Origin of the sequence: Polyangium jinanense (genome assembly GCF_028435265.1) — a bacterium.
GTDB classification, from domain to species: Bacteria; Myxococcota_A; Polyangia; order Polyangiales; family Polyangiaceae; genus Polyangium; species Polyangium jinanense.
Window position 1 is genome coordinate 17,569 of the sequence record NZ_JAGTJK010000022.1, and the last position, 16,639, is coordinate 34,207.

General features: G+C 70.5%; 12 protein-coding genes. 6 read left to right on the forward strand and 6 right to left on the reverse strand.

Annotated elements, in window-relative coordinates:
• The first annotated feature begins 29 nt into the window (after nt 1–29).
• Nucleotides 30–2,012 carry a hypothetical protein gene (locus KEG38_RS31385; RefSeq protein ID WP_272423613.1) on the forward strand — a complete coding sequence of 661 codons (1,983 nt, stop codon included), beginning with the start codon at nt 30–32 and terminating at the stop codon, nt 2,010–2,012.
• A gap of 343 nt (nt 2,013–2,355) precedes the next feature.
• Here KEG38_RS31385 and KEG38_RS31390 read toward each other — a convergent pair whose 3' ends face one another.
• The 3 genes from KEG38_RS31390 to KEG38_RS31400 form a co-directional block, all read right to left on the reverse strand.
• Entirely contained in the window at nt 2,356–2,937 is a 582-nt protein-coding gene (locus KEG38_RS31390; RefSeq protein ID WP_272423614.1) for a hypothetical protein, read from the reverse strand.
• A 239-nt stretch (nt 2,938–3,176) separates the two neighbouring features.
• Nucleotides 3,177–3,875 carry a hypothetical protein gene (locus KEG38_RS31395; protein ID WP_272423615.1) on the reverse strand — a complete coding sequence of 233 codons (699 nt, stop codon included), beginning with the start codon at nt 3,873–3,875 and terminating at the stop codon, nt 3,177–3,179.
• Nucleotides 3,872–4,558 (reverse strand): hypothetical protein, encoded by a 687-nt coding sequence (locus KEG38_RS31400; protein ID WP_272423616.1) that lies wholly within the window; start codon nt 4,556–4,558, stop codon nt 3,872–3,874. The genes KEG38_RS31395 and KEG38_RS31400 overlap by 4 nt, the downstream gene beginning before the upstream one ends.
• 99 nt (nt 4,559–4,657) lie before the next feature.
• On the opposite strand from KEG38_RS31400, the gene KEG38_RS31405 reads away from it, so the two are divergent.
• On the forward strand, nt 4,658–5,701 hold the full coding sequence (locus tag KEG38_RS31405) for a peptidase associated/transthyretin-like domain-containing protein (RefSeq protein WP_272423617.1): 1,044 nt from the start codon (nt 4,658–4,660) through the stop codon (nt 5,699–5,701).
• Between the two features lie 21 nt (nt 5,702–5,722).
• Here the strand turns inward: KEG38_RS31405 and KEG38_RS31410 are convergent, their stop codons facing one another.
• Complete coding sequence (locus tag KEG38_RS31410; RefSeq protein WP_272423618.1) at nt 5,723–7,153, reverse strand: serine/threonine-protein kinase; 1,431 nt, start codon at nt 7,151–7,153, stop codon at nt 5,723–5,725.
• Complete coding sequence (locus tag KEG38_RS31415; protein WP_272423619.1) at nt 7,150–9,720, reverse strand: hypothetical protein; 2,571 nt, start codon at nt 9,718–9,720, stop codon at nt 7,150–7,152. Before KEG38_RS31415 ends, KEG38_RS31410 begins: the two co-directional genes overlap by 4 nt.
• A gap of 95 nt (nt 9,721–9,815) precedes the next feature.
• On the opposite strand from KEG38_RS31415, the gene KEG38_RS31420 reads away from it, so the two are divergent.
• From KEG38_RS31420 to KEG38_RS31435, 4 genes are all read left to right on the forward strand, one after another.
• Nucleotides 9,816–11,291, forward strand: a complete 1,476-nt coding sequence (locus tag KEG38_RS31420; protein ID WP_272423620.1) for a multicopper oxidase family protein — start codon at nt 9,816–9,818, stop codon at nt 11,289–11,291.
• A gap of 328 nt (nt 11,292–11,619) precedes the next feature.
• The gene (locus KEG38_RS31425) at nt 11,620–12,081 is read left to right on the forward strand and encodes a hypothetical protein (RefSeq protein ID WP_272423621.1); all 462 of its coding nucleotides are present in this window, start codon (nt 11,620–11,622) and stop codon (nt 12,079–12,081) included.
• 684 nt (nt 12,082–12,765) lie between these two features.
• Complete coding sequence (locus KEG38_RS31430) at nt 12,766–13,527, forward strand: hypothetical protein (RefSeq protein ID WP_272423622.1); 762 nt, start codon at nt 12,766–12,768, stop codon at nt 13,525–13,527.
• Nucleotides 13,528–13,570: 43 nt separating this feature from the next.
• Nucleotides 13,571–15,325: a hypothetical protein gene (locus KEG38_RS31435; RefSeq protein WP_272423623.1), complete on the forward strand. Its 1,755-nt coding sequence runs from the start codon at nt 13,571–13,573 to the stop codon at nt 15,323–15,325.
• Nucleotides 15,326–15,338: 13 nt separating this feature from the next.
• Here KEG38_RS31435 and KEG38_RS31440 read toward each other — a convergent pair whose 3' ends face one another.
• Nucleotides 15,339–16,619: a hypothetical protein gene (locus KEG38_RS31440; protein ID WP_272423624.1), complete on the reverse strand. Its 1,281-nt coding sequence runs from the start codon at nt 16,617–16,619 to the stop codon at nt 15,339–15,341.
• Nucleotides 16,620–16,639 lie beyond the last annotated feature (20 nt).

Sequence of the window (16,639 nt, forward strand, 5' to 3'; positions counted from 1 at the left end):
GGTAGGGTCGCGCACCCGCTCTCGAAGTCATGGCCAAGCGTCGCATGCAACAGCTCGACCTCTTCGGAGGTTTCGAGCCCCCCGCCCCGCCTCCTTCCGCGCCGATCAAGAAGGGCCGCGACGAGCCGCTCGTCTGGGTCGCCGAGGTCTGGCTGCTCCGCGACTACGACGCGTCCGAGGCGTCCATCATCCGGCACCTCACGCTGCGCAAAGGCCTGAACGTGCTCTGGGCGCCACCCACGCCCGAGGACATCGAGAACCGGCTCGGCGACGGTCAGATCACGGGGCACACGGCCGGCAAGACCACGTTCTGCCGCATGCTGCGCTACCTGCTCGGCGAGCATCGGTTCGGGACGACGCGCGGGCAGGACAAGATCCGCGAGGCGCTGCCCGACGGCTGGGTCGTGGCGGCGATCGTCGTGGGCGACGCGCGCTGGATCGTGGGGCGGCCGTTCGGGCTCGGCCTGCATCCGTTCGCCGTGCGCGGGATGTCGTTCGCCGAGGCGCTCGCGGAGCGCGGGCGCGGCGGGTACCAGGATTTTCTCGCGGACATCCGGCACGTGGTGATGGAGCCCGTGCCGGTGAAGGAGCTGCCGCATCAGCGGGAGCCGATCGCGTGGGAGCACGTGCTGCCGTGGCTTTCGCGGGACCAGGAGTCACGGTTCGCGGGTCTCGTGGAGTGGCGCGATCCGTCGAGCGAATCGGAGAGTCCGCGGCTCGTGACGGACGATCGGCACGTGGTGCTGCGAGCGCTCTGCGCGCTCATGTCGGACGAGGAGAGCGAGGCGCAACGTCGCTACGAGGATCTCGCGCTGGAGAAGCAGAGCCTCGAGGAGAGGGCGCCAAGGCTCGCGGATCGCGCCGCGGAAGATCGGCGCAGGCTCGCGCGGCTGCTCGGCGTCGAAGACGACACGAGCGACGCAGGGCCGCTGTTCGCCGCGCGCTTCCGCGAGACGGTATCGCGGCGGAAGGAGAGCGTCGCGGCCGCGGAGGAGGCACTCGCGGCGCAGGCGCTCGCGGTGGAGCAAGCCGAGGATGCGGCGCGGCAAGCGGCCGAGGCGTGCGGCGTGCGGGTCGAGGCGCTGCGCGAGGCAGAAGCGCGTCGCGAGGAGGCGAAGCGGCCGAGCGAGAAGAAGCGCGAAGCAGAGGAAGGGGCGAAGGCGTCGCTGCCGGTGCACGCGGGCATTTGCAGCGTGCCGCTCGATGTGGCGATCGCGAAGGGATGTGCACTCGCAGCATCGCATCCGTCCGCGACGCCGATCACGCGCGAAGGGAAGAAGGCGCTCGCCGAGGCGGTGATGGAGGCGAAGCGCACGCTCGCAGAGGCGCGGGCCGCGCAGAAAGAGGCGGCAGCCGAGCATGCGCGGCAGCGGAGCGCGCTCTCCGCGGAGGAGAAGCGCATCGCGCGGGAGCGAGCAGCGATCGAGGAGGTCGAGCGGCTCTACGGCTACATGACGGCAGCCGAGCGCGAGGCGGACGCGAACACGGAGCGGCTCGTGATCGTGACGGACGAGGTGAAAGCCTCGTCGGAGCGTCAAGCCGCACTGCGGCGCGAGCAAGAGGAGGCCGAGGCGCGGATCTCGGAGCGATTCCGCGACGTCGTGCGCGCGCTGCTCGGCGATCACGTGGAGGCACGTGTCGAGGTGAAGGGCCGGCGGCTCGAGCTGCGCGTCGAGGACCGCGGCGAGCGCGACGGCGCAGCGATGCAGACGATCAAGCTGCTCGCATTCGACCTCGCAGCGATGAAGCTCTCGATGGACGGACACGGCCAGCTCCCGGGGCTGCTCGTGCACGACGGGCCCCGCGAGGCAGACATGGACGGGCGCATCTACGAGCGGCTGTTCCTCTACGCGCGGCACCTGGAGGAGAGCTCGAACGGGTCGCCAGCGTTCCAGTACGTCGTGACCACGACAGCGCCGCCGCCAAAGGAGATGCAGAAGGCGCCGTACCTCCTGGAGCCGCTGCTCGACGCCTCGAAGCCAGAGGGCCGGCTGCTCAAGATGGATCTCTAGAGGGGGCGCTGGGAAGCGCAGCGCCGGGGTTTCACCCCGGGCCCGACCAGGGGTTGTCCACCCCTGGACCCGGACCAGGGCAAGCCCTGGACTCGGGATGGAAGAACTGCGCGTTGCGCAGTTCTTCCACGGGCCGGTGGCAAGACCAGGGACGGCGTTGCCCATAAAAACTGTCAGCGCGGCTGTCTTGATGGCAGGGCCTTCGCTGGTCTTGGCTCCGCCTGTTCGATGAACTGCGCATCGCGCAGTTCATCGACCAAAGGTCCAGCGCTTGCGCTGGTCCGGGTCCCGGGGCGGATAGCCCCGGGTGGGGCCTGGGGCAACGCCCCAGCGCAGTGGCGCATCAATGGCTTGCGGCGAAGAGGCCGGCGCAGCAGCCCACCAGGTTGTCGCAGACTGCGGTCGTCGTCGGGGTGCAGGTCCCGACGACCTCACCGTTGAATCGGCAGGTGCACACCCCTCCCGTGTCCGTATTGCAGTCCGATTCCAGAAGCGCACCGCCGCATTCGTTCGTGCAGTTGCAGTCCCCGGCGGAGACGTGGCATTCGCCCAGGCTCGTGCAGGGGGCCGACGCCACGCAGGTCTGGAAGGCCTCAATCTCGTCGGTACATGGCGGCGGCGGCTTGTTGCAATTCGACGACGGCGAGATGTTCTGCCCCAAGCATGTGTATGCCGCGCCGAGGAGCGCGGCGCAGGAGCCCACGGCTCCGAGGCTGTTTTCGCAAGAGCTGACGCACCCGGCCTCCTCCTTGAAGCACCCGAGCGCGACCTCCGCGCTGCAATAGGACGGGCAAACATCGGACGGTTCCTGGTCGATCGGGTCGCTACCGCCTTGTCCGTCGCGATCGATGACGACTTTGCCGCCGCAGGCTGCTTGAAGGACGACGAGAATGCCCAGAAAGAGGATGCGGTGCAGGCTACGCATGGGCGCGCGTTATGACACGCGGCGGACGTACTTCTCCATCGTTTTTTGGCTGGCCTCGAGATATCAGCGCGGCTGCCTTGATTTGGCAGACGCACTCCTGGTCTTGCCTCGGCCCGTTCGATGAACTGCGCATCGCGCAGTTCATCGACCCTGGGTCCAGCGCTTGCGCTGGTCCGGGTCCCGGGGCGGATAGCCCCGGGTGGGGCCTGGGGCAACGCCCCAGCTCAGCGCCTCCCGATCTAAGGATTGTCGAGGATGATTCGTTCGGGCGGCAGATCCGCAGGCTGCTCGGGCGTCGTCCCTTCGGGCTCGGGCAATGCGGGCGGCAGCATGGGCACGTCGGGCTGCACGGGCACCGGGAGAATCGGCCCGGGCGCGGCTGGCGGGGCTTTCGCGTCGACGTATTCCGGCTGGGGCATTTCGGCGCCCCGCGGGCCACAACGGCCGCCGCGGCTGCCCACGGCGTCGTTGTAATAATTGACCGCGTCGACCGCGTGGCCGTGCGCGTCGATCTTCGTGGCGCGACCGGATGCCGTCATCACGAGGCCGATGATCTCGACGCCAATGCCGCTGAGCAAGAGCCCCCACATGAGATCGGGGTTGTTCTGGTAGGCGAGACCGGCGAGACCCGCCATGCCGCCCACGCCGAGCGTGATGCCTGCGACCGTGAGCCCCACGGCCGTGTCGCCCGCGGTCTCGGCTGCGAGCGCGTGCCGCTCGGCGTCGGGCACGCACGCCACGTATTCGGCGAGGCCACGATAACGCACGCCGGTTGCGACGATACCTTGGGGCGAATGAACCTGGAATTCGTTCTCGTAGCGGAGCGAAAGCTCGTGCGGGGCGAGCACGCGCGGCTCGACGGCCGTGAAGCCGGATCCGCATCCCGTGAGCGCGAATGCCGAGAGCCCGAGGACGACGAGAGAATTCCGCGCGCTCATTGGGCCACCTCGGCAGGCTCGACCGCGCACGGCGATCCTGGCAGGCGCGCGAGGTCGTTGTACGCATTGACCTCGTCGATCGCGTTTGCGACGTCGCCTTCGGGCTCCGGACGGGTCAGGCCGAGGCTCAACGTGATGATCGGGAGCGTCAGGAGCGCGACGACCGCGACCACGACCGCCGCTTTGCCCCAGTCGCCGCCGCCTCCCCCGCCCCCGCCCCCGCCCCCACTGCTGCCGCCGCTCTTGCCGCCGCCGCCTCCCCCGCCTGGCCCGCTGATGCTGCCCGATCCGCCGCCCGAGGGGCTGCGGACCGTGGCGTCCGCCGGCGTCCGGTGGATGGTCCGCGGCGCGTTCGAGACGCCGCCGCCGGAGCCCACGATCACCACGGGCGCGGGGCGCACGATGATCCAGGGGCGATAATAGACGACGCCGGTCGATCCGCCGTAATACGTCGAATATTGCGCCGGGTCTGCCGGCAGGTTCCGGATGGCCTCGCTGCAGCCGCGGCCCGAGACCTCGCTTGGCAGGGAGGCGACGACGCGGTCGTCGTCCCAGAGGACGCGGGCGCGTCCGTCCTTCGGCGGCACGTAGTCGGACGTGTAGCTGCCGCAACCGGAAAGGATCCCGAGGGACCCGGCCACGAAGATTGCCTTGCTCGCGCCCCACGGGCTTGCCATCGCCATACCCGGCACCTCTGCAATTGCATGTTTTCGCACCGCCACAGCGCCCCGTAAAGGACAATTTGCCAGATCCGCGCCTCGTCACGTAGACTCGCCCCTCCCATGAAGCTCGGCGCCCGCGCCCTCCTCGCAGCAGGCCTCTTCGTGAGCGCCACGCTCGCGCCCCCGCGCGTCCGCGCCGAGGAGCCCACCGCGACCGCCGAGGCGAAAGCCGGCGCCCGCGCCGCCGCCGAGAAGGGCACGAACGCGTTCAAGGAGTCGCGCTACGACGAAGCCGTCGACATGTTCCTGCGCGCCGAGTCGCTCTTCCACGCGCCCACCCACGTGCTCATGCTCGCGCGCTCGTACGTGGCCCTCGGAAAGCTCGTCCTCGCGAAGGAGGCCTACCACTCCATCGTGCGCGAGGAGCTCGCCCCGAAGGCGCCCGCCGCGTTCAAGCTCGCCAAGGTCGACGCGGAAAAAGAGCTCGCCGAGCTCTCCCCGCGGATCCCTTCCCTCCAGGTGAGCACCACGCCCGAGGCGAAAAACGTCGTCGTCACGCTCGACGACAAGCCGCTCCCCGCGGCGCTGATCGGCATCCCGAGCCCGATCGATCCGGGCACGCACGTCCTCCGCGCGACGGCCGAGGGCATGGCGGCGCCCGAGAAGAGCGTGACCGTCAAGGAAGGCGAAAAAGCGGCCGTGGTGCTGGAACTCGCGCCCGTCGCGAGCGCCGGTCCGATCACGCCGGTGCCGCGGCCCTTGGGGCCGACGGGGCCCAGCGAGGGGCGCGAGCAGCCGTCGGGGAAGACGAGCCCGGGGCGGATCGCGGGCGTCGTGCTGATGGGGCTCGGCGTGGCGGGGCTCGGGGCCGGAGGCGTTTTTGGGGGGCTGTCGCTGGCGAAGCGCGCCGAGGCGGACGAGACGTTCGACGCGTGCGGCGTCGGATGCTGGGGTCCGCCGGCGGACGAGGTGCGCGCGCTCGACGACGATGCGAACAAGAAAGGAAACATCGGGATCATCGGCCTCGCCGCGGGCGGGGCATTGACGGTCACGGGCATCGTGCTGTTCGTCGTCTCGAAACGATCGCCCGGGAAGGCGCAGGCGAAGGCCTTCGTGACCCCGTGGATCGCGCCGCAAGGCGGCGGCGTGGTCGGTCGCTTTTAGGTTTTACGGGGCGAACCCGGCTCAGTACCCGTAGTCCGTGACGATCTTCTTCGTCACGCTCTTCTTCGTGGACGACCCTTGCATCGGCGCGCCAGGCGCGGCGCTCGACGTCGCGGGTTTGCCCCCGACGTCGGCCGAGGACGCGGCGGAGGCGCTCGGCGGAGGCGCGGGCGTGGCCATCGAGGCCGAGGGAGCCGGCGCGGTCTTTTCGGGCTCGGGCGTGGGTGCAGGCGCGGCGGCGACGCTCGGCGGGAGCTCGGGCGCCACGGCTTTGCTGCGCAGCAGCATGTACGCGGCCACGGCCGACACGACGACCACGGCCGCCAGACCCACCGCGACGATCCCTCCCTTGCGTTTGCCCGCGGGCACCGAGGCGCGCTCGCTCTGCGCCCAGGTTTGCCGCGTCTGCGAGGCGCTGTTCGGCGACGAACCCGGGTCGGAGGGGCTGCTCGGCGGACTTACGACGGCCGAGGCGCCGAGCGGCGTCGAGACCGGCGGAGGCTCGGGCGTGAACACGAAGGAGAGAGGCGACGGCGGCAAGGACAGCTCGGAGATCGAGGCGAGCGGCGAACGCTTGAGCTGCCCGGCCGCGCGTTTCTCCTCCCAGGCGACGAGCGCGGCGCGGAACTCACCGGCGTTCTGGAAACGCGCGGCCGGGTCGCGGTTCATGCCTTTGACCACGATGCCGCAGATCTCGTCGTCGAGCATCGGGCTCACGGACTTCGGGTGCGGCTGCGGCTCGAAGACGATCTTGAACATCAGCTCGGCGAACGTCTCGCCGCGGAAGGGCACCTGGCCCGTGAGCATCTCGTAGAGCATCACGGTGATGGAGTAGAGATCGCTGCGCGCATCGACCGAGCTCGCGGCGCGGGCCTGCTCGGGGCTCATGTAGAAGGGCGTGCCCATCACGACGCCCGTGCGCGTGTGCTGCTCGGCTTCGCCGGACATGCCCGAGAACTTCGAGATGCCGAAGTCGAGGATCTTCACCCAGTCGTCGTATCCAGCCCGTTTCTTCTGGAGGAAGACGTTGTCGGGCTTGAGGTCGCGATGGATGATGCCCGCGGCGTGCGCGGCCTCGAGGCCGTCGAGGATCTGCCGGAAGAGCTCGACGATCTTGTCGATCGAGATCCGCCCGCGCTTGGCGCGCTCCTTCAGCGTCTCGCCCTCGAGCAGCTCCATCACCATGAAGCGATCGCCCGCCTCGGTGGTGCCCATGTCGAGGACCTCGACGATGTGATCGGAGCCGATCTGCCCGGCCGCCTGGGCCTCGCGTTCGAAGCGCATGAGCGCGTCGCCGTGTAGCTCCGTCGCGGCGCGTGAGAGCACCTTGATGGCGACCTGGCGCTTCACCCGGAGGTTCTCGGCGACGTACACGACGCCCATCCCGCCGCGCCCGAGCATGCGGACGATGCGGTATTTCTCGTCGAGGATCGCGCCTTCTTCGAGCTTCATCGCGCTCCGCCGGAGGGGGCTATCCCGACCACGCACGTGCCCGCCGAGCAGACGTAGCCGGTCACGCAATCCGCGGGCACCGCGCAGGTCGTCTTGCAGGACGTCGTGCCGCAGACGTAGGGACTACAGGACTTCGTGCCGCTGTCGACACACATGCCGGACCCGCTACACATGTCGACCGTGCTCTCGACGCCGTTCGTGCAGCTCGCCGCGACGCACACCGTGCTCGACGTGTAGAGCTGGCAAGCACCGGCGGCGCAGAAACCGGTCGTGCCGCAGGTCGAAGCCGCCGCGGCGGCGCACTCGTTGTCCGGATCGGTGCCGGTCGTGATGCTGCCGCAGACGCCGTTGGTGCCGCCTTTTTTCGCCGTCGAGCACGCCTGGCAGAGGCCCGTGCACGCGGTGGAGCAGCAGACGCCGTCGACGCAGTAGCCGCTCGCGCACTCGTTCGCGGCGGCGCACGTCGAGCCCGTGTTCTTCTTCGCGATACAGCCTTGCGCTCCCGCGCAGTAGAACGTCGAGACGCAGTCCGCGTCGGCGGCGCACGTGACCTTGCAAGAGGCCATGCTGCAGGCGTAGGGAGAGCAGTTCGTCGTGCCGCCGTCGATGCACGCGCCCATGCCGTTGCACGTGTCGGCCTTCACGAACGTCGAGCCCATGCACGACGCCGCGACGCACGCGGTGCCCGCGGGGTAGAGCTGGCAGCTCCCCGTGCCGCTGCAGAAGCCGTTCGTCCCGCACGTCACCACGCTCTGCTCGCTGCACTCGCTATCCGGATCGGTGCCGACCAGGATCACGCCGCACGTGCCGTCGGTCGTGCCGCCGCCCTTCTTCGTTTTCGAGCAAGCCTGGCAGAGGCCGGAGCAGGTCGTGTCGCAGCAGACGCCGTCGACGCAGAAGCCACTCTGGCACTCGTTCGCCTGCGTGCAGACCGCGCCGAGGGGCTTTTTCGTGCCGCAGACGCCGTTCACGCAGGCGCTGCCCGCCGTGCAGTCGCTGTCGCCCACGCACGCCTGCTTGCAGCTCCCTCCGCCGCAGACGTAGGGCGCGCAGGCCTTCGTGCCGCCGTCGACGCACGCGCCCATGCCGTTGCAGGTGTCGGCGTTCGTCTGCGTCCCGCCCGTGCAGCTCGATCCGACGCAGACCGTGCCCGCGGCGTAGAGCTGGCAGGCGCCCGCGCCGTTGCAGACGCCGTTCGTCCCGCACGAGGGCGCGCCTTCATCGAGGCACTCGCTGTCCGGATCGGTCCCGGCCGCGATGGATCCGCAGACACCGTTCGCGCCCGAGCCCTTCTTCAACGTCGAGCACGCCTGGCAAGCACTGCCGCAGGCCGAGTTGCAGCAGACGCCGTCGACGCAGAAGCCGCTCGCGCACTCGTTCGCGCCCCCGCAGCTCGCGCCCTGCATCTTCTTCGGCAGGCACGCGCCCAGAGCGCAGTACTGGCCCGTCGCGCACTGGAGATCGAACGCGCACATCGAGGCGCAGACGTCGCCGCTGCACGCGTACGGCGCGCAGCTCGCGGTGCCCATGTCGACGCAGCTCCCCACGCCGTCGCAGGTATCGGGGTTCGTCTGCACGCCGGCCGCGCAGCCGCCCGGCGCGCAGATCGTGCCCGCCGGGTAGTGACGGCAGGCGCTCTCCCCGTCACACGTGCCGTCGGTCCCGCACGAGCCCGCGCCCTGATCGGGGCAATCGCCATGCGGATCGGTGCCTCCGAGCGACGCCGCGCATGTGCCGTTCGCGCCGCCCGTGAGCGCCGCGCTGCACGCCTCGCACACGCCGTCGCAGGCCTTGTCGCAGCAGATGCCGTCCGCGCAAAAGCCGCTCTGGCACTGGTTCGACTTGGTCGTCTGGCACGCCTCGCCGACGGCCTTCTTGTCGAGGCATTCGCCGGTGGCGTTGTCGCAGTATTTTCCAGCAGCGCAGTCGCCGTCGTTGCCACAGTCGCTCGCGCAGACGTTGCCCTTGCAGGCGTGCGGCGCGCAATCGACCGTGCCCGTGTCCACGCACGCCCCTTGGCCGTCGCAGGTCTTCGCGAGCGTTTTGGTTTGTCCGTCGCAGGTCTGCGCCGCGCACTCGGTCCCGAGCACGTAGAGCGCGCACGCGCGGCTCCCGTCGCACGAGCCATTGCGCCCGCAGGACTCCGCGCCGTCGTCGGGGCACTCGCTCTCGGGATCGATGTCCGCGAGCACGGGCGCGCACATGCCGTTCGGCTGGCCCGTGTGCGCCGCGCTGCACGCCTCGCACGTCCCGGTGCACGCGGCGTCGCAGCAGACGTTGTCCACGCAGAAGCCGGATCCACACGCGAGGTCGTCGCTGCAAGGCTCGCCGATCGCGCCGCCGCCTTCGCCGCCTACGCCGCCGGCGCCGCCCTGCCCTGCCGCGCCGCCCTCGCCCGCGTCGGGAGGCCCCTTGCCGTACGGCCGGTCAGGCGAGACGCACCCGTACGTGAGCAGCAGGACGGACAGCCAAACGCTCACGATCGTCCACGCCTGCGCCCGTCGCGCGATGAGCGAGCGGCGCTTTGGGCGAGGCCCGAGGGCCGAGCCGGAGACGTGGACGGACATCCTGGGCATCCTACGAGCAGATGCCTTTCGCTCGCAAGACACGAAGGCGCGCCGCGACTTGCATTCGTGAGGGGCTCGGCGGATGCTCGCCCCTGATGTCGACGCTCCCCCTCGCTACGCCCCGGAAAACGCCTCTCCTCCGTCGCCGAGCGACGATCGTGCTCCTCGGGCTCCTCGGCCTCGCCGGGTGCGGCGGCCCGGAGGCCGGCGCGCAGCCGGAGGGCTGGGATTCCGCGGTCGCGATGCGCCCGGCGGTGGACAAGAACGCCGACCCGCGGACCTTCGAGATGGACCTCGAAGCACGCATCGAGGAGCTCGAGCTGCGCGCCGGCACGAAGACGCCCGCGTGGACGTACGACGGCAGCATCCCGGGGCCGTTCATCCGGGCGACCGTCGGCGATCGGCTGATCGTGCATTTCCGTAACGCGCTGCCCGAGCCGACGACGATCCACTGGCACGGATTACGCATCCCGGCGGCGATGGACGGGGCGGCGGGGCACAGCCAGCCGGAGATCCAGCCGGGCGAGACGTTCACCTACGATTTCGTCCTGCCCGACGCGGGATTGTACTGGTACCACCCGCACGTGCATTCGGCCGCGCAGCTCGGCTTCGGCCTCTACGGCGCGCTGCTCGTCGACGCTCCCGACGAACCCGCGGACATCGGCGACGAGCTCGTGCTCGTGCTCTCGGACATCGCGATCAAAGACGACGGCTCGCTCCAGGATCCGCAGACGGGCCTCGATTTCGGCACGCTCTTCGGGCGCGAGGGGGATCTCTTGCTCGTGAATGGGAAGAAGAACCCGGTAATCCAGGCGCGCGCCGGCCGGAGGCAACGCTGGCGGATCGTGAACGCCGCAAAGAGCCGGTATTTCCAGCTCGCGATGAAGGAGCACACCTTCACGCGTTTCGGCGGCGACGGCGGCTTCATGGAAAAACCCGTGGAGTCCGCGGCGATCGTGCTCACGCCTGGCGAGCGCGCCGACGTGATGGTCGTGCCCCGCGGCGCGCCCGGATCGACGCTCTCGGTGCGCTGGGTGCCCTACGATCGCGGCTACGGAACGACGTTCAATCGGCCCGAGGAAGAGGTCTTTCGTGTGCGCCTCTCGGACGAGGCCGAGGTCACGGAAACGCCGCGGCCGAAGACGGATCGCGTGATCACACCGCTGGATCTCGCGGGCGCCACGCCCATCGCGCTGGAGCTCACGCAAGGCGAGATCGACGGCAAGATGGTGATGGGCATCAACGGCGTGCCCTCGTGGGAGGCCGCGCCCATCCCGGCGACGGTCGGCGAGACGCAGGTGTGGACCGTGAAAAACACGATGGATTTCGCCCACCCGTTCCATTTGCACGGCTTCTTCTTCCAGCCGCTCGACGAGTCGCTCGCCCCGCTCCACCCGATGGAGTGGAAAGACACGGTCAACGTGCCCGTCGACGGAACGGGCCGTTTCGCCGTGCGATACGATGATCGGCCGGGGATGTGGATGTTCCATTGCCACATACTCGATCACGCCGACGCCGGCATGATGGGCGTGCTCGATCTGCAAGGCGGATCCGGGCATTCCGCGCACTGACGGATCGGCCTCCAGGGGACTTCGCGGCCTTGCGGGCGCGGCCGGCGGGAAGGCCGCCGAGGGACGGCGCGAGATGCTCGCGCGCGCCAACGAGGTACGCGTCCGCGTTTTCAATCTGGTTCTCCGCGCCCAGCGCTTCGAGTTCGATCTCGCTCGGCTCTCCGTCGGAAGTCCCCAGGCAGGGCGAGCCGATGAACGGCGGCGAGGAGGGAGAAGACGTCCCCGCGCAGCCCGCACGCGTCGAAGCAGCGGGCCCGGACCGTGCCGCCCTGTCATGACGCGCACCGTCACCCTTGACTTCGCCGGGCGAAGGAGCGAGGTGTGCAGGATGCACGCTCCCATTGCCCAGGACAAACGCTCCCTCGCGTGCCGGCTTTCCGGCGCTCTCCTCGCGATCGCCGTGCTCGTCGGCCCCGCCTCCGCGGCCGCGGACTTGATCGGACCGGCGGAAGAGGCCTGTCAAAACAAGGCCGCCGGTGATGCGTGCGCCGAGCCCGCAGGCGCGGCCGGCACGTGCGTCGCCTCCGAGGCCCTCGGGGGGCGGCAGCGGCTCCGCTGCGTGGCGGGCGCGAATGCCCCGACGGGGGCGAAGACCGCGACCCCGCAGCCCGCCGACGCAAAAACGCCGGCGCCTACGCCGTCCGCCGCGACCGCGTCCGTGGCCGAGAAAAAGGGCTGCTCCGTGTCCGCCGCGGGAAGCTCGAACGAAGGCGCGCCGCTCGGGATCACCGTCGCCCTGGCCGCGCTCGCCCTTTGCCGAGCGAAGCGCCGCGCGCGGCCCGCGGGGTGAGGGAGCCTCCACGACCTCGTCGACGTCCTCCACGACATCGTCGACCCCCTCCACGACTTCGTCGCCGACCTCCACGACTTCGTCGCCGACCTCCGCGACATCATCGACGCCCTCCAGGACATCGTCGACGCCCTCTAGGACATCGTCGACGCCCTCCAGGACATCATCGACGCCCTCCAGGACATCATCGACGCCCTCCAGGACATCGTCGACGGCCTCGGCGACCTCGTCGACGCCCTCGGCGACCTCGTCGACGGCCTACGCGACATCGTCGACACCCGACGACGACATCGTCGACACCCGACGACGACATCGTCGACACCCGACGACGACTTCGTCGACACCCGACGACGACTTCGTCAACGAAAACGGGGACCTCTACCTAAGAGGGTGTTCCACAGGCATCCGGACCTCACCCACCCCAACCCTCCCTCTCCACACAGTGGAGAGGGAGGGAATTTCCGGCTCGATCCAGAGTCATTCCCCCTCTCCGCCGCGCGGAGAGGGGGTTGGGGGGTGAGGTTCTCTGGGGCCGACGACGCCTGTGGAACCCCTCTGAGCCGCTGGCACGTCCAAGCGTGGTAAGCTCCACGCCGATGCGCGGACCTCGCTCCCCTCGGATGATGGGCGTGCTCGATCTGCAAGGCGGATCCGGCGCGGGTCCCTGAGATGCGCCGCGCGGGCATGTCGCTCCCGGAGCTCGCCGCGTTCGAGGCCGCGCGGGCGCAGGGTTTTTCCGAGGCCGCCATCGTCACGGCCCAGGGACTCGACCGGAACAAACTCCGGGCCGCGCTCGCCCAATGGAAAATCACGCTCGCCGGGGATACGGCCCTCCGCGCCACATACGAGGTCGAGCTCGCGCAGGCCGAGGATCGCCTCACGCGGCGCGTCCCCCCGCTCGACGAGAACCTCGAGGCCTGGGTGGCCTTCCTCGCCGTGTACGCCGCCCATCCTGCGCCCTTCGTGCTCCTCCGCGACCTCGGCCTCGCCCTGCCCGATCTCTCACGCCTCGGCCGCCTCTGGGCGCGCCGCCTCGACGCCGCGCCCGCGCTCCGCGACCGCGCCGCGCGCCTCACCGCCGAGACCCCTCCCCGCGCCCTGCCCGCCATCCGGCCGGCCGAGCCCGTGCTCGTCCCCCCGAAGCTCGCGCGTTCCGAGCCCCCCGCCCGAGCCTCCGCCACGCCTCCCCGCGCCGAGCCCGAGCCACGCCTGCCGCCGCCTCTGCTCACGCTCGAACAACACGCGTCCTTGACCGTCGAGCTCGCGATGGCTCCGGACAAACGGCCCGAGATCCTCGCGCGGTATCGCCTCACGCCGGAGCAGACATTCGAGCTCGATCGGCACTACGAGCGCCTCGTCCAGACGGACGCGTCGAAGCACGCCGCCTGGCACGCGGCCTATCGCGCCTACCACGCCTGGCTCGTCTCCACGGGCGGGCGGCCTTGAGCTTGTGCCCCTGGCGTCTCCTCGTGGATGATGGCTCGCACCGATGCGCAGCCGCCCCGACGTCACCGTCTACCTCGACCCGGCCGAGCCGAGCGCCGGCGAGAGACTCCGCGTCCACGTTCACCTGAAAGCCAAGACCGAGACGCCCTTCGACGCGATCGACGTCGAGCTCGTGGGCCGCGAGTCGCGTTATCGGCGCACGTCCTCCAACGGAAAAACCTCCACCCGCAAATACCATCGCCGCGAGATCGTGCGGCTCGGGAAGCGTTTCCCCGCGGGCGTCCTCCAGCCGGGGACCTGGGAGCAGGCGATCGATTTCCCCCTCCCGCCGGACCTCCCGCCCACCTATCGCAGCGGATACACCACGATCGAGTACGAGCTCTCGGTCCACGTCCACATCCCGTGGTGGCCCGATCGCCACGAGGCCTACGTCATCCCGATACGCGTGCCGACCACGAGCGCCGCGCCCCCAGAGCCGCGCGTGTTCACGAGCCAGGCAGGCGAGCACCGCGGTGAGGACCCGGTGATCGAGCTCTCCGTCGAGGATCAACGCTTGCCCCTCCTGGGCACCCTCGCGGGCGCCGTCGCGTTCACGGGCCTCGGGGATCGGAGGCTTCGGCGTGTCGAGCTGGCGACGAGCGTCGTCGAAACCGCGCTCGTCACCAGCAGCGCCGGCCCCGCCGAGATCGATCGACGCACCTGGACGCTCTTCGAAGGCACGCCCGAGGAGGGCGCCTCGATCCCGTTCCGGATCGGCATCCCGCCCGATCTCGTGCCCACGTTCCATTCGCCCTTCATCCGCGTCGATCATGCGCTCGAGGTCACGGCTGTCGTGGCCTTCGGCCGCGATCTCTCCCTGCGCGTGCCCGTCGTCGTCGAGCGCCAGAGAGGCCCGCGCAAGTCCGCGAAGGGCCTGCCGCTCGTCGGCAAACAGCGCCATCTGTCCGTGTGGCGCGCGGTCGCCGATTCGGCCCGGGCCGCGGGCTCCACGGTCGTCGACTTCGACCCCGAGCAGGCCGTGCTCGTCCTCGACGTGCGTGGCATCCGCGTCGAGGTGACCGAGGAGCACCGCGAGGGTCTCGGGCCATGCGTCGTGGCCGAGCTCGCGTTCCCCGCGCTGGGCCTCGATCTGCGCCTCGCCGAGCGGCGATGGACCGATTTCGGCGCGAAGCTGCCCGGCCTCGACAAGCGCCTCGCGAAGCGCTTCACGGTGCAGGCGCGCGAGCCCATGCAGGCGACGAGCTTGCTCGACGCCGAGGTGCGCGAGGCGCTCGACGTCTTCGACGAGGCGGCGCTCGACGACGAGCACGCGGTGGTCGTGCAGAAAGGCGGCGTCTACCAGGTCTCGGGCCTCGAGCGGTTCCTCGCGCGGGCGCAGATGCTCGCGCATCGCCTGGCGAAGGCGATCGCCGCATTGCCCCCGCCCACCGCGCTCGCGCCGTATCTGCCCGCCTTCCAGCAGTTCGCCGAGGAGCGCGGCGCGCGCCTGCGGGTCGGCGATCTCGCGCTCGAGAACTTCTCCCGCGCCGGGATCGTGATGTCGCTCGATCACCGCTGGGAGGAAGATCGTCCAGCCGAGAGCCGGCTCTGGTCGCCGCGGCCCGAGCGTGATCTGCCGGCCTCCTTTCGCGAGACGCTCACGAAGGCCACGGGACGCGAGCCCTTGCTCGAAGAGACCCGCCTCGGCATTCGCTTGCCGCTCGTACAGGACCCCGAGGAGGTGCTCGGCACGGCCGACGCGTTCGCCGCCGCGGTCGCCTCGCTCGCGGGCGCAACAAACCTCGGGCCCTACCGCTGAGCCCGACCGCGCGTCAGGGCGCGGGTGTGGGTGCGGGCGCCGGCGGCCGCGCGGACCGTTCGACGGCCGCGAGCTCGATGCGCCGCAAAAGCTCCACGCTCTGCGCATTTCCGGGCGTGGCGTCGACGAGCTTGCGCGCGTGGTGCTTCGCCTCTTCGAGGATGCCGAAGCGCAGCGTCAGGAGCGCGAGGTTCCGACGCGCGGCCGTGAGGCCTGGATCGGCGCGCAGCGCGGCGAGGTACCGCTCGCGGGCGCGGTTGTAATCGTTCTTCTTGTCCGCGACGATCCCCAGATCGAAGAGCGCCTCCGCGTCGTTCGGCGCTTCCTTGGGGATCGGCGCGAGGACCTTCTCCGCGCCGTCGAGATCGTTCTCGCGGATGAGCAGCGCGCCGAGCAGCACCGCCGCGTCGCGACCGACGCCGCCCTCGTACGCCCGCCGGGCGGGCGCGACGGCCTCCGCCGAAAGGCCTTGCTGATCGAGCGCGAGCGCGAGCGCGTACTCGAGCAGCGGCTCGCTCCCGTCCACGAGCGCCGCGCGCGCGACCTCCTCGGCCCGCTTCCCCTCGCCGTTCGCCGCGAGCGTTGCTGCAAGTGCAGCATGCACGAGCGGATCGGCCGGGCACTGCGTCGCGGCGGCCTGCGCGGCCTCGAGCGCGCGGGGGAGGTCTCGCAGGTGCAGCACGACGAACGCGCGACGCGAGGCGCACGCGCAGCTCGCGGGCTTCAGCGTGAGGCATCGATCGACCACCGCGAGCGCGGCGGCGTGATCACGCGCGCGCGCGTGCGGCTCGATGATCACGTCGAGGGCGCGCCGCGCGTCGCCGTCGCGGAGCACGGTCTGCCACCACATTTGCCGCGTCGAGAAGAGCCACTCGGCCGAAGCGCCGAAGAGCACGAGGCCGAGAGCCACGACGGCGAACGCGACGAGGCGCGCGTTCCTGCGCGGAGCCACGATCGCGGCGCACGCGGCGAGGCCGGTCCAGAGCGGCACGGCCACGAAGAGCACGCCGCGACCGAGCGGCGCGCGGGGGCCGCGGAGGTACGCGCCGACGACGAGGGAAGCGACGACCGAGAGGACGAGCGCGGCGGCGGCGATCCTCGCTTCGGTCGAGCGGACGCGGGCGGCGAGGCGGAGCGCGCCAAAGACCACGGCCGCGAGCACGATGGTCGCTAGAAGCGCGCCCGTGATCGAGCCGGGCGCGGGCTCGGGCGCGAAGAGCGGCGGCGCGATCGCCAAAGCGAAGACGTGCGCCGCGCGCGTGACCGTTTCGACGAGGAGCGAAAGGATGGACACGACGAACGAGGACGCCCGTC

What these genes read in the sequence shown, in the direction of transcription:
- KEG38_RS31415 (WP_272423619.1), bottom strand. Translation starts at nt 9,720, where the DNA reads ATGTCCGTCCACGTCTCCGGCTCGGCCCTCGGGCCTCGCCCAAAGCGC.
- KEG38_RS31405 (WP_272423617.1), top strand. Translation starts at nt 4,658, where the DNA reads ATGAAGCTCGGCGCCCGCGCCCTCCTCGCAGCAGGCCTCTTCGTGAGC.
- KEG38_RS31420 (WP_272423620.1), top strand. Translation starts at nt 9,816, where the DNA reads ATGTCGACGCTCCCCCTCGCTACGCCCCGGAAAACGCCTCTCCTCCGT.
- KEG38_RS31430 (WP_272423622.1), top strand. Translation starts at nt 12,766, where the DNA reads ATGTCGCTCCCGGAGCTCGCCGCGTTCGAGGCCGCGCGGGCGCAGGGT.
- KEG38_RS31400 (WP_272423616.1), bottom strand. Translation starts at nt 4,558, where the DNA reads ATGGCGATGGCAAGCCCGTGGGGCGCGAGCAAGGCAATCTTCGTGGCC.
- KEG38_RS31390 (WP_272423614.1), bottom strand. Translation starts at nt 2,937, where the DNA reads ATGCGTAGCCTGCACCGCATCCTCTTTCTGGGCATTCTCGTCGTCCTT.
- KEG38_RS31425 (WP_272423621.1), top strand. Translation starts at nt 11,620, where the DNA reads ATGCACGCTCCCATTGCCCAGGACAAACGCTCCCTCGCGTGCCGGCTT.
- KEG38_RS31395 (WP_272423615.1), bottom strand. Translation starts at nt 3,875, where the DNA reads ATGAGCGCGCGGAATTCTCTCGTCGTCCTCGGGCTCTCGGCATTCGCG.
- KEG38_RS31435 (WP_272423623.1), top strand. Translation starts at nt 13,571, where the DNA reads ATGCGCAGCCGCCCCGACGTCACCGTCTACCTCGACCCGGCCGAGCCG.
- KEG38_RS31410 (WP_272423618.1), bottom strand. Translation starts at nt 7,153, where the DNA reads ATGAAGCTCGAAGAAGGCGCGATCCTCGACGAGAAATACCGCATCGTC.
- KEG38_RS31385 (WP_272423613.1), top strand. Translation starts at nt 30, where the DNA reads ATGGCCAAGCGTCGCATGCAACAGCTCGACCTCTTCGGAGGTTTCGAG.